The sequence below is a fragment of the Mesorhizobium sp. 2RAF21 genome, from assembly GCF_052115345.1.
Lineage (GTDB): Bacteria > Pseudomonadota > Alphaproteobacteria > Rhizobiales > Rhizobiaceae > Mesorhizobium > Mesorhizobium terrae.
The window spans coordinates 16,385-28,971 of the sequence record NZ_JBFRGM010000030.1 but is presented as its reverse complement, the minus strand read 5'-3'; the positions used below and the strand labels follow the sequence as shown (position 1 = coordinate 28,971).

The 12,587-nt window shown below is 63.8% G+C and carries 12 protein-coding genes and 1 tRNA gene; 7 read left to right on the top strand and 6 right to left on the bottom strand.

Annotated features, from left to right (window positions below; all coding sequences use genetic code 11):
* Window positions 1-74 precede the first annotated feature (74 nt).
* The 4 genes from AB4136_RS30855 to AB4136_RS30840 all read left to right on the top strand — a co-directional run bounded on the left by AB4136_RS30855 (window position 75) and on the right by AB4136_RS30840 (window position 4,968).
* Complete coding sequence (locus AB4136_RS30855; protein ID WP_024926324.1) at window positions 75-677, top strand: TetR/AcrR family transcriptional regulator; 603 nt, start codon at window positions 75-77, stop codon at window positions 675-677.
* A 38-nt stretch (window positions 678-715) separates the two neighbouring features.
* Complete coding sequence (locus tag AB4136_RS30850; protein ID WP_024926323.1) at window positions 716-1,879, top strand: DmpA family aminopeptidase; 1,164 nt, start codon at window positions 716-718, stop codon at window positions 1,877-1,879.
* Between the two features lie 207 nt (window positions 1,880-2,086).
* Window positions 2,087-3,625: an undecaprenyl-phosphate glucose phosphotransferase gene (locus AB4136_RS30845; RefSeq protein ID WP_024926322.1), complete on the top strand. Its 1,539-nt coding sequence runs from the start codon at window positions 2,087-2,089 to the stop codon at window positions 3,623-3,625.
* Entirely contained in the window at window positions 3,622-4,968 is a 1,347-nt protein-coding gene (locus tag AB4136_RS30840) for an O-antigen ligase family protein (RefSeq protein WP_024926321.1), read from the top strand. Before AB4136_RS30845 ends, AB4136_RS30840 begins: the two co-directional genes overlap by 4 nt.
* Window positions 4,969-5,083: 115 nt before the next feature.
* Here AB4136_RS30840 and AB4136_RS30835 read toward each other — a convergent pair.
* Window positions 5,084-5,160: transfer RNA gene (locus AB4136_RS30835), tRNA-Pro, on the bottom strand.
* 609 nt (window positions 5,161-5,769) lie between these two features.
* Window positions 5,770-6,255, bottom strand: coding sequence for a hypothetical protein (locus tag AB4136_RS30830; RefSeq protein WP_244431371.1), 486 nt, complete (start codon window positions 6,253-6,255; stop codon window positions 5,770-5,772).
* 168 nt (window positions 6,256-6,423) lie between these two features.
* Here AB4136_RS30830 and AB4136_RS30825 point away from each other — a divergent pair, with 168 nt between their 5' ends.
* The 3 genes from AB4136_RS30825 to AB4136_RS30815 all read left to right on the top strand — a co-directional run bounded on the left by AB4136_RS30825 (window position 6,424) and on the right by AB4136_RS30815 (window position 9,264).
* Entirely contained in the window at window positions 6,424-7,440 is a 1,017-nt protein-coding gene (locus AB4136_RS30825; RefSeq protein ID WP_024926318.1) for an ABC transporter substrate-binding protein, read from the top strand.
* A gap of 118 nt (window positions 7,441-7,558) precedes the next feature.
* A complete protein-coding gene (locus AB4136_RS30820; RefSeq protein WP_024926317.1) occupies window positions 7,559-8,374 on the top strand; it encodes an ABC transporter ATP-binding protein in 816 nt (271 codons plus the stop codon).
* Between the two features lie 11 nt (window positions 8,375-8,385).
* Entirely contained in the window at window positions 8,386-9,264 is an 879-nt protein-coding gene (locus AB4136_RS30815) for an ABC transporter permease (protein WP_024926316.1), read from the top strand.
* A gap of 9 nt (window positions 9,265-9,273) precedes the next feature.
* On the opposite strand, the gene AB4136_RS30810 is transcribed toward AB4136_RS30815, so the two are convergent.
* The 4 genes from AB4136_RS30810 to AB4136_RS30795 all read right to left on the bottom strand — a co-directional run bounded on the left by AB4136_RS30810 (window position 9,274) and on the right by AB4136_RS30795 (window position 12,531).
* Window positions 9,274-10,671, bottom strand: a complete 1,398-nt coding sequence (locus AB4136_RS30810; RefSeq protein WP_024926315.1) for a sensor histidine kinase — start codon at window positions 10,669-10,671, stop codon at window positions 9,274-9,276.
* Window positions 10,661-11,338 (bottom strand): response regulator, encoded by a 678-nt coding sequence (locus AB4136_RS30805; protein ID WP_024926314.1) that lies wholly within the window; start codon window positions 11,336-11,338, stop codon window positions 10,661-10,663. Before AB4136_RS30805 ends, AB4136_RS30810 begins: the two co-directional genes overlap by 11 nt.
* A gap of 134 nt (window positions 11,339-11,472) precedes the next feature.
* Window positions 11,473-12,012, bottom strand: a complete 540-nt coding sequence (locus AB4136_RS30800) for a MerR family transcriptional regulator (protein ID WP_024926313.1) — start codon at window positions 12,010-12,012, stop codon at window positions 11,473-11,475.
* 195 nt (window positions 12,013-12,207) lie between these two features.
* Complete coding sequence (locus AB4136_RS30795) at window positions 12,208-12,531, bottom strand: integration host factor subunit alpha (protein ID WP_024926312.1); 324 nt, start codon at window positions 12,529-12,531, stop codon at window positions 12,208-12,210.
* Window positions 12,532-12,587 lie beyond the last annotated feature (56 nt).

Below are 12,587 nucleotides of genomic sequence, written 5' to 3'. Positions count from 1 at the left end.
TCAACAAACCATCGTAAAATCGCTTGCAAGATTCACAGAGCCCATTTTAATTTGAATGGCATTCAGGAGATATGATGAGCAGACCCGCCGCCCAGGCCGAACGCCGACTGACCCTCATCAGCGCCGCCGAGACGATGATCGCCAGGCATGGCCTGGCCGGCGTGACGCTGCGCGCCGTCGCCAATGAGGCCGGCATGAGCTCCAGCGCCGCGCTCTATTATTATCCGGGCCTGAAGGAGCTTCTGGACGACGTGCAGAAACAGGCTGTCGAGCGCTTCTGCACACTGCGCGCGGCCGCCATTGCCCAGATCGCCGATCCGCGCGCGCGGCTGAAAGCGATGATCCTGACCGGCATCCCCGACGATCCTTCCGATCGCCTCTGCCGGCTCTTGATGGAACTCGGCGCTTATGCCCGCTCCGATGCCGCCTATGCCGCGCGCCACATCACATTGTTCGAGCGGCAGGTGGCGATCTATGTCGGCATTCTGGAGGCCGGCGCCATCACCGGCGCGTTCAAGCTGGCCGACGCCAGCGACACGCTGGCGCGCAGCCTCGTCGTGCTCGAGGACGGGCTCGGCCTGCATCTTCTCAATGTCGTGCCGGCGGTGGATTACCCGACCGCGCTCGGCATCCTCACCGCCTATGCCGAAACGGCGACCGGCTGCCATCTCGGCTGATCGTCGCCAAGCCCATTTCCAACCACAGGACAGATCGAATGACGCAGACCTCGCACGTCACGCCCGCCGGAAAACCACGCGCCCGGGCGCTGGGCATTCCCTTCACCGGCACGCCCGGCCGCCTCAACGCGATCACCGACGTGACGGGCGTCGAAGTCGGCTACACCACGCTGATTTCCGGCGACGGCCAGATGGAAATCGGCAAGGGCCCGGTGCGCACCGGCGTCACCGCCATCCTGCCGCTCGGCCGCGAGGGTGCTGGCCAGGCGATCGCCGCCGGCTACCATTCCTTCAACGGCAATGGCGAAATGACCGGCGTGTCGTGGCTGGAAGAGGCCGGCGCCCTCAACATGCCGATCCTCATCACCAACACCCATGCCATCGGCCCTTGCCACCGCGGCACGATCGACTGGATGGTGCGAAACAAGCCCGACATCGCCAGCCAGTGGATGCTGCCCGTCACGGCGGAGACCTGGGACGGCTATCTGAACGACATCAACGGCCCGCACGTGACCTCCGAGCACGCCGTCGCGGCGCTCGATGCGGCCAGGGGCGGCGCCATCGAGGAAGGCTCGGTCGGCGGCGGCACCGGCATGAACTGCTACGCTTTCAAGGGTGGCAACGGTACGGCCTCGCGCATCGTCAACTACGGTCATCGCGACTACACGGTCGCCGTTTTCCTGCAGACCAATTTCGGCTCGCGCCATGAGCTGACCGTTGCCGGCGTGCCGCTGGGCGCCACCCTTGCCGACGACAACCCGATGGAGGCCTTCGCCGCCAGCCTGCAGCCGGCCGGCGCCGGCTCCTGCATCGGCATCGTCGCCACCGATGCCCCTCTCCTGCCCGGCCAGTGCAAGGCGCTGGCCCGTCGCGTGCCGCTGGGGCTGGCGCGCACCGGCACCGCCGGCTCGCATTTCTCGGGCGACATCTTCCTGGCCTTCTCGACCGCCAATCGCGATGCGCTGAACGGTCGCTTTCCAAGGGGCGAGCCTGACGCCGGCACCTACAGTCACATGGATTTCATCCCGTGGGGCCGCATGGACGATTTCTACGCCGCCACCGTGCAGGCAGCGGAGGAAGCGGTGGTGAATGCGCTGGTGGCCAACGCCGACATGGTCGGCCGTGACGGCCACCGCAGCCCCGCTTTGCCGCATGACAGGCTGATACATGCCCTGAAGGCGCGCAACGTCATCACCGGCTAAGTACTTTTTGCAACGGCTTGAGGCTCGGTGTCCACGCCGGTTCCCGGCATGCGACGTTGCCACGGCTACGCCTTTTCGCGATCTCCCCCGCGCATTCTCGAACGATGCGCGGGGTGGTCCCTGGCTGAAAGGTCTAACGCAAAAGGTTCTTGGAAGGGATTCTTAGCTCTCCTATGCTAGAACATACGGGAGCTTGGGAACCACTCCATGAACAGACGCGATCCCGCGAGCCGCTTCTCAGCCGACGCGGTACGCAAGTTCGAAGACCAGTCGGCGGGTAACGGACCTTCCGGCGGCCTCAGCGATCTCGCGCGCCAGGTCGCGGCGCAGTATGGCCGGGACACCATGTCGCCGGTGATGGTCACCGGCGTGCTGCGGCTGATCGAATTCGCGCTGCTGTTTCTGTCCGGCCTTGCGCTCTATGTGTATTTCGAGGGCTTCTTCCACAATCTCGGCTGGCAATACGCGCTGACCTTCGGCTCGGCTTCGCTGCTGGCGATCGTCTTGCTCGACATCGCCGATTGCTACCAGATCTCGGCCCTGTTCCGCCCCGTCGCCAATTTCGGCCGCATCCTGGCGATGTGGTCTGGCACTTTCGCGGCGCTGGCGCTGACCGCCTTCTTCATGAAGATCTCGGAAAATTATTCGCGCCTTTTGTTCGCCAGCTGGTTCCTGCTCGGCTTCGCGTTGATTTTCCTGATGCGCCTGATCACCGCCCGACTGCTGCGCCGCTGGGCGCGCGACGGACGCATGGAACGCCGTGCCGTCATCGTCGGCGGCGGCAAGGCCGCCGAGACGCTGATCCGCTCGGTGGAGAAGCAGCCCTATAACGACATCCGCATCTGCGGCATCTTCGACGACCGCGACGACAGCCGCTCGCCGCCCGTCGTGGCCGGCTATCCCAAGCTCGGCACCATCTCCGAACTGATCGAATTCGCCCGCATCGCCCGCATCGACATGTTGATCGTGTCGCTGCCGATTTCGGCCGAGGCGCGCGTGCTGCAGCTGTTGAAGAAGCTGTGGGTGCTGCCGGTCGATATCCGCCTGTCGGCGCATTCCAACCACCTGCAGTTCAGGCCGCGATCCTATTCCTATATCGGCTCGGTGCCGCTGCTCGACATTTTCGACAAGCCGATCAACGACTGGGATTCGGTGGCCAAGCGCGCCTTCGACATCGTCTTTTCGATCATCGGCATCATCGTGTTTTCGCCGGTCATGCTGGCCACCGCCATCGCCATCAAGCTCGACAGCAAGGGCCCGGTTCTGTTCAAGCAGAAGCGGCACGGCTTCAACAACGAAGAGGTCGAGGTCTACAAGTTCCGCTCCATGTACACCGACAAGTCAGATCCGTCGGCCAAGAAGACGGTGACCAAGAACGACCCGCGCGTCACCCGCGTCGGCCGCTTCATCCGCAAGACCTCGATCGACGAACTGCCGCAATTCTTCAATTCGCTGTTCGGCACGCTGTCGCTGGTCGGCCCGCGCCCGCATGCCATCGCCGCCCAATCGCACAACCTGCTCTACAACGAAGTGGTCGACGGCTATTTCGCCCGCCACCGCGTCAAGCCGGGCGTCACCGGCTGGGCCCAGATCAATGGCTGGCGCGGCGAGATGGACACCAATGAAAAAATCCGCATGCGCACCGAATACGATCTCTATTACATCGAGAACTGGTCGCTGCTGTTCGATCTGAAGATCCTGCTCCTGACCCCGGTGCGTCTGCTCAACACGGAAAACGCCTATTGAGCGCGCTGACGCATGAACTGCCCCCGCAGGCGGTCAACGCCAAGCTGATCGGCTTGCTGTCGTCGGGCGCGATCATCCTCGGCATCCTTTTGTCCGGCTTCGTCATCGGGGAACCGGCGCCTTATGAAGTCTACATGACCGGGCTGATCGGCATGTGGGCGCTGTTCGGCCTGCGCATCTCGCGTCCGATCGTGCCGCTGCTCATTCTGCTGGTCTCCATGAACATCGGCGGCATGATCGCCATGACGCAGATGGCCGAGCTGTCGTGGACGCCGCTCTACCTCGCCGTCTCGCTGTTCCTGGCCTTCACGGCGGTGTTCTTTGCCTCCGTCGTCGAGCAAAAGCCCGACCTCTACCGATTGATCTTCACGGCCTATGTGACGGCGGCCGTCGTCACCTCGACGCTCGGCATCGCCGGCTATTTCAAGCTGTTCCACGCCGCCGAAATCTTCACCAAATACGAGCGCGCCGCCGGTGCCTTCCAGGACCCCAACGTCTTCGGCCCCTTCCTGGCGTTGCCCGGCACCTATCTGCTCTACCGGTTGCTGACCGGCCCGGTGCAGCGCATGCCGCTCGTCGCCGTGCCGCTGCTGATCGTTGTCGGCGGCATCTTCCTGTCGTTTTCGCGCGGCGCCTGGGGCCTGTTCGGCGTCGCCGTCATCCTGCTCACCGGCATCCTTTTCCTGCAGAGCACCAGCGGCAGGTTCCGGCTGCGCGTCGTGGTGATGACGATCGCCGCACTGGCGCTGCTGGTGCTGGCCATGATCGTCGTCCTCCAGATCCCGGGCGTCTCCGAGATGCTGACCACCCGCGCCAAGCTGGCGCAGGACTATGATTCCGCCCGTCTCGGCCGCTTCGCCCGCTACGCCATCGGCTTCATGCTGGCGCTGGAACGGCCGTTCGGCATCGGCGCGCTGGTGTTCGGCACCATCTATGGCGAAGACACCCACAACATCTGGCTGAAGACGCTGATGGATTATGGCTGGCTGGGTTTCATCTCCTATCTCGGCCTGACCTTGTGGACGCTGGCGGCCGGCTTCCGGCTTTTGCTGCGCAACCGCCCCTGGCAGCCCTACGTGTTGTGCGCCTATGTCGTCTATGTCGGCCATGTTGGGCTCGGCAGCGTCATCGACACCGACCACTGGCGCCATTTCTATCTGCTGCTTGGCCTGGTCTGGGGCGGCATCGCGCTGGAATACCGCTACCAGCGCGGCCTGATCGCCCTGCCGGGAACCACGCCCGCCAACGCGGATCGCCCGCGTCCTGCGTCGATCGCGGCGCCCTTGCCCGCGTCCGGGACCCGGTCGCGCTCGCTGCTTTCCATGGTCCCCGCCGGACAATAGTCGCGGAAAATCACCCGCGACGATCGTGCGGGGCTCCATCCGGACATGATTTCTGCAAATCGGGACGGTCGCGCCGTCGGCGCGGCGAGTGGGGTCAAGTCAAGCTTTGGAAAAATGGTCGGAGTGGCCGGATTCGAACCGACGACCCCTTGACCCCCAGTCAAGTGCGCTACCGGGCTGCGCTACACTCCGGACCGCGCAAAGCCTTATGGGAACAAGGATTAAGTCGCAAGCCCTGATTTGGGGAAAAAGAACAGAAGCCGATCGTTGCGGGCGAATGTGGATAACACGGGATACAATGTCCCACGGATATTCCGCCTTGGTTCCCGGGCCGACTGCGCCCGACGCTCGCCTGATTATCGCCCTCGACTTTGCATAGGGCTCTGCGGTTGGGCTGTGGAAAGCTGGCGAGTGGGTGCTAAGCTTGTTCTAACTGCCAGCGGCACCGCGGGCATGAGGGGCTCACAATATGAACGTTTGGCTGCCATGGCGATATAGGGCGTTTTGCGCCACCATCTACGCGATTGGCGTGGCAGGCTTTCTGTTGCGAGCCCAATATCCCAAAAGCATCTTCGTCGCGTTGTTTGTGATGTCCCTACTGACTGCGGGTTTCGCATGTTGGTCAGCGTTTCAGTCGCGATTGGAGAAGAGCGCCGCCTTCTGGATCTTCACTGGAGTGGCGGGCTTGATGGCATATTCGATGTATCTGACCATACGTTCGATACTGATATAGGCAGCACGCCGCTGCTAGGCACTTGGAAGGCTGGCGAGCGGGTACTGGCACTGCTCCAGGAGAGGCTGTCACGCCTTCCACATCGCCGAACGCAGAATTGCCTGCATGTGCTGCGGTAGGTCGAGTTCGCCCCGCGCTTCGGTTTGCAAAAGGTAGGTGGATTTGGCCAGGCGATCGCCTTCCGTGGCCGCAGGATAGGCGCAGATTGCTATAAGGGCCTCTTCTTCAGTTCGGCAGGCATTGTCGAAAGCGTTGCCGCGACTGCCGATTCCCTCGACTGTTTTGCGGAGCGCCATGTATGCCGATTTGTGGGCTTCTATCAGAGCCACCAATTGGGCGCGCGGTTCTGTGCTCGAAGCATCGAAAGCCGGGGCTTCAACAGTTGTGGCGACGACGGCGGCACCTGATTGAAGAAGCAAAGCGCGACGATTGATCCTGGACGTGATGAATTCTCCTTTGGCCAGAAGATGCCTTAAGACACACCCTAGCACCTCAGCTCGCGCAATCCTGTCAGGAGTGATCGGCTTGGATAGTGAACGGCAATCGGGGCCCATCGTTTCAATGCTCCCTTGCCCGCCCGCCTGACGTTCTCCGCCTTCTATTCGCCACCACAGATTGAAAGGTTCATGAAAGGTTGGGTGCCCATCCTCCCTTCAAGCGTTCATGAACCGGGCGGCAAACAGCGCGGACGGGACGTCAGGAAACCAACAAGGAACCGGCTCATGTCCATTTCGCGTGCATTTCTCCAGCAGACCGCCCTTGGCGCCCTCGTCGCGGCTGGCGCCCTTTTCTCCGGCCATCAGGCCTTCGCCGCCGACAAGGTCACGCTCATGGTCGGCGGTTATGAAAAGCAGATCTACCTGCCCGCCAAGCTCGCCGAGGCGCTGGGCTATTTCAAGGACGAGGGTCTCGACGTCGAACTGCTGAACGAACCGGCTGGCGTCGACGCCGAAAACGAGATGCTCGCCGGCGCCGTGCAGGGCGTGGTCGGCTTCTACGACCACTGCATCGACCTGCAGGCCAAGGGCAAGTTCGTCGAATCCGTCGTCCAGTTCAGCCAGGCGCCGGGCGAGGTCGAGCTGGTTTCCACCAAACACCCCGAAATCAAGTCGGCCGCCGACTTCAAGGGCAAGAGCCTCGGCGTCACCGGGCTCGGTTCCTCGACCAATTTCCTGACCCAGTTCCTGGCGGTCAAGGCCGGCCTGAAGCTCGGTGACTTCACGTCCGTGCCCGTCGGCGCCGGCAACACCTTCATCGCCGCCATGCAGCAGGACAAGATCCAGGCCGGCATGACCACCGAGCCGACCATCTCGCGCCTGCTCAAGACCGGCGAGGCCAAGGTGCTGATCGACATGCGCACCATCGAAGGCACCAAGGCGGCGCTCGGCGGCACCTATCCCGCCGCCTCGCTCTACATGCAGACGGATTGGGTCGAAGCGCACAAGGAAGACACCCAAAAGCTCGCCAACGCCTTCGTCAAGACGCTGAAGTTCATCAACACCCACAGCGCCGCCGAAATTGCCGAGAAGATGCCCAAGGATTATTATGTCGGCGACAAGGACGGCTATGTGAAGGCGCTGGGCGACGGCAAGGCGATGTTCACGGCCGATGGCGTCATGCCCGAAGGTGGCCCGGAGACGGTGCTGAAGGTTCTGTCGACCTTCTCCAAGGACCTGCAGGGCAAGCAGATCGACCTGTCGAAGACCTACACCACCGCCTTCGTCAAGAACGCGAAATAAAGAAGCCGTGACGGGAGCCTGAGCGCGGCCGGCCTCGACGAGGCCCGGCCCGCTTAGTGCATGTGCAGCGTGGGCCGATGTCCGCGCCCTTCCCGCTTGGCATGAGGAAACAACCACGATGAACAGTCTCAACGGCGCCAGCGCGCCCGCCATCGAACTCATCAATGTCAGCCGTCGCTTCCTTTCGCCGACCGGAAAGTCGCTGACGGCGCTGCGCAATTTCACCATGACAGTCGGCCGCGGCGAATTCGTCGCCGTGGTCGGCCCGACCGGCTGCGGCAAGTCGACCACGCTGAACCTCGTCACCGGCCTCGCCAAACCCAGCGCCGGCGAGGTCCGCGTCATGGGCGCGCCGGTCAACGGCATCGATCCGCGCGTCGGCTTCGTCTTCCAGACAGACGCGCTGTTTCCCTGGCGCTCCGTCGTCGACAATGTCGTCGCCGGGCCGCTGTTTCGCGGCAAGGGCAAGACCGAGGCCTATGCGTCGGCCCGCGACTGGCTGGCGCGTGTCGGCCTCTCGCGTTTCGAACACCACTACCCGCACCAGCTCTCCGGCGGCATGCGCAAGCGCGTCGCGCTGGCGCAGACTTTCATCAACGGTCCGGAAATCCTGTTGATGGACGAACCCTTCTCCGCGCTCGACGTGCAGACCCGCGTGCTCATGCACGAGGAACTGCTGAAACTGTGGTCGCAGGCCAAGGCATCGGTCGTCTTCGTCACCCACGATCTCGAGGAAGCAATCGCACTGGCCGACAAGGTTTATGTGCTGACCGCCGGCCCGGCGACGGTGAAGTCGGTCTACGAGATCGACCTGCCACGGCCGCGCGTCGTTGCGGACATCCGCTACGACCAGCGCTTCATCGACTATTCCCGCACGATCTGGTCCGACCTCAAGGAGGAAGTCCAGACAAGCTACGCCCGCGCGGCGGCTTGAAGGAGGACGACATGGCAAATGCGGCATTGCAACCGGCAGAGACCGGCTTTCGCCCAGGTACTTCCGACGCCGAAATCGAGGCGGCTGCCCGCCAGGCGGCACGCCAGCGCCAGAACACGGTGCTGTTCTGGCGCGTCGGCATCCTGGTCGCCTTCCTCGGACTTTGGGAAGTCGCGGGACGGCTGAACTGGATCGACCCGTTCTTCTACGCCATGCCCTCGACCATCGTCGGGCGCCTGTATGAATGGATCACCGAAGGCACCTCCGAGGGGCCGCTCTGGTATCATCTATGGGTGACGATGGAGGAAGCGATGCTCGGCTTCCTCACCGGCTCGGTCGCCGGCATCCTGGCCGGCATCGCGCTCGGCCGCAATCGCATGGCCTCCGACATCTTCTCCATCTACATCAAGGTCATCAACTCCATTCCGCGCGTCGTGCTGGCGCCGATCTTCATCATGCTGTTCGGCCTCGGCCTGGCATCCAAGGTGGCACTGGCCTTCGTCATGGTGTTTTTCGTGGTCTTCCACAACGCCTTCCAGGGCGTGCGCGAGGCCGACCGCGCCATGATCGCCAATGCCCGCATCCTCGGCGCGTCGGACTGGCAGGTGACCCGCTCGGTCATCGTGCCGTCGGCCATGAGCTGGATCTTCGCCAGCCTGCACGTGTCGTTCGGCTTCGCCATCATCGGCGCCATCGTCGGCGAGTTCGTCGGCTCGCGCTACGGTATCGGCCTGTTGATCAACGTCGCCAAGGGCTCGTTCGACGCCGCCGGCATGTATGCCGCCATCGTCATCGTCATGGTGGTGGCGCTGGTCGCTGAATATCTGATGACGATGATCGAGGATCGCCTGGCGAAATGGCGTCCGCAGCCTCTGCAGGAAACCGAGTGAGGCGACACATCAGCCTTCGGCCGCACCTTCTTCATGGGCGGCCAGCCTGACTTCGACGACGAGACCGGGCCCTTGCGCCCGGTCTTTCAGTTCGATCGTCGCCTCGTGCGAGGCCGCGATCTCCTTGACGATGGCAAGGCCGAGGCCGGTGCCCTCGCCGCCTGTGTCGAGACGGCGGTAGAAGCGTTCGAACACGTTTTCGCGCTCGGTTGCCGGAATGCCCGGACCATTGTCCTCTACCAGAAGAACGACCTCGCCCGCCTGGTGCTCCAGGCGCACCGTCACCGCGCCACCGCGCGGTGTGTAGCGCAGCGCGTTGTCGGCGAGGTTGAAGACCAGTTCGCGCAACAGGTTGGAGTGCCCCCAGACAAGGAACGGGCCGCCGACCGGATCGAAGCCGAGATCGATGTCGCGGTCGACCGCCGCCAGCGCCAGCGTGTCCAGCGCGTTGCGCGCCGCCATCTCCATGTCTACCGCTTCCTTGCGCAGCGACGAGACGCCCTGCTCGGCGCGCGCCAGCGACAGAAGCTGGTTCGACAGCCGCGCCATGCGGTCGACGGAACGGTCGATCGCGGCCAGCGCCTCTTCCTTGGCCTCCGTGCCCTGCTCGCGGCGCCCGACCACGATCTGCGTCTTGAGCAGCGCCAACGGCGTGCGCAATTGGTGCGCCGCATTGGCGACGAAACGGCGCTGCGTCGCAATCAGCCGCTGCACACGGTCGAACGCTTCGTTGAGGGCCTCGACCAGCGGCCTGACCTCGGTCTGCACGGCACCCGCGTCGAATGGCTGTAGTTCCGCCGGATCGCGGCTGACCACCTCGTCGCGAAGCCGCATCAGGGGCGCGATGCCGCGCCGCAGCCCGAACACCGCGAGCATGCCAGCCGCCGCCACCAGCAGCACCTGGTCGCGCAGCGCCTTGAGCCACAGATCGGTCACCAGYCTGTTGCGGTTCTTCAGCGTTTCGCCCACCGCGATGATCGCGGTCTGCTGGTTGCCGGTGTCGATGATCGGCCGCGACAGCACCACCGCCCGAACGGGCGTGCCGCGAAACAGCGTGTCGAAATAGAGTGGCTCCAGCCCGACCGGCAATTGCGGCGGCGCGACGATGTCGGGATAACCGGCCAGCAACAGTCCGTCCGATGTCGCCACCCGGTAGAGCACGAGGTCCTGGTCGCTGGAAGCGAACATCTCGAGCGCCGAGGGCGGGATCGGCGCCTCGACCAGCCCGTCGCTCTTGCGGACCCGCTCGGCGATGACCCTGGCGGAGGCAAGCAGCGTGCGGTCGGTGATAAGGTTCGCGGTATCCAGCGCACCCTTGTAGGTGGTCCACACGTTGAAGACGACGACCGCGGCCATCGGCACGATCAGCCAGGCCAAGAGTTCGCGCTGGAGGCTCCTACCCGCCACCCGACACCCTCAGCACATAACCCAAGCCCCGCAGCGTGACGATGCCGACATCGCTGCCCTCCAGCTTGCGCCGCACGCGATGCACGCAGATCTCGATGGCGTTGGCGTTGCTCTCCTCGTTGAAACCGAAGACGTTTTCCGTCAGCGCATCCTTCAACACCGGGCGGCCGGCACGCAGCATCAGCGTTTCCAGCACCGCGTGCTCGCGGCCGGTCAGATGCAGCGGCTGGTCGCCAAGGCTGAACGCGCGGCCGCGCGTGTCGAAAGACAGCTGGCCGAGCTTGATCGCGGGTTCGAAATTGCCGCGCCCGCGCCTCAACTGTGCACGGATGCGCGCCTCGAATTCACCGACCTCGAATGGCTTGACCAGATAGTCGTCGGCGCCGCTGTCGAGACCGCGGATACGGCTGGAAACGGCGTCATTGGCGGTCAGGATGATAACCGGCGTGGTGTTGCCGCGCCCCCGCAGCCGTTTCAAAACCTCGATGCCGTCGAGATGCGGCAGCGCGAGGTCGAGGATGACCAGCGCATAGTCCTGGCAGGCGGCGAGTGCCGCGTCGGCATCGTCGCCGCGATGGACGCAATCGATGACATAGTGCTCGCGCCGCAGCAGCCTGGTGATCCACTGCGAAAGGTCGCGGTCGTCTTCGGCCAACAAGATGCGCAATGAGGTTGGTCGCCTTGCTCCTGCCTCGGGCACCTGCCCGCGAGGCACAGTGTTTCATGCCGAACGGCACTGTCAACAATACCGAGGCGGCGGCACCGCATGTCGCCCGAAAGGCGCGCCGAGGGCTCGGGCGGTCAGCGCACCTGGTCGAGCAGGCGCTTGCACTCCAGAAGGTCGAACAGCGCTTCCTGCAGCAGCGCGCGGTTGTCGCGCGACAGCTTGCCGGAACCCGATTGCACCGGGCCCTCGTCGTCCGCTTTGCCGAGGCCGAAGAAACGACGGTTCGGCTTGGCGGTCGGCTGGCCGACCAGCATCTCGTCGTCGCCGCGCGGCTGGGCGGCGGGCGTCAGCGGCACTTCCTCGGCCTGCCGGCGCTGCGCGATCGCCTCGACGGCGGCAACGTCGCCATGACCGACAGCGATCAAGAACTGGTTGCCGTTCTCGCGCAGGAGTTTCTGCACGCCTTTAATGGTGTAACCCTGGTCGTAGAGCATATGCCGGATGCCCTTGATCAGTTCCACGTCCTGCGGCCGGTAATAGCGGCGGCCACCGCCGCGCTTCATCGGCTTGATCTGGGTGAAACGCGTTTCCCAGAAGCGCAGCACGTGCTGCGGCAAGTCAAGGTCTTCGGCAACCTCGGAAATGGTGCGGAAGGCGTCGGGGCTCTTGTCCATGGGCGAATCCTCGCGCTGGGCATCGGATCGTAAAGGTCGGCGCCCGTGCTGGCCAACCCGATGCGCAAACAACAGACAACCGAAGATTCGACGCCGATTGCGCCGAATCGAAGCTCATTTCAGCGGTTTATCGCCAAATATTCAAGCCCGGCATCAAGCCGGGCCAGGTTTTCAACCGTTGAATGAGGCCACCGGCTATTTGCCGGCCTTGGACTTGTTGGTCTGGTGCGAGCGCAGGATACGGCTTTTCAGCACGTTGGACGCCTTGAAGGTCATCACCCGGCGCGGCAGAATCGGCACTTCCTCGCCGGTCTTGGGATTGCGGCCGATCCGTTCGTTCTTGGAACGAACATGGAAAGTGGCGAAGGATGACAGCTTCACCGTCTCCCCGCGCACGATCGCCTCGCAAATCTCGTCGAGCACCGCTTCGACCAGTTCGGCAGACTCCGTGCGCGACAGGCCGACCTTCCGATAAACGGCCTCCGCAAGGTCGGCACGTGTCAGTGTCTTTCCTCCCATCGGACCGCCCTATCAGTTATCTCAAATGTATCGATCAAACGCCGCCGGAGCCTAAG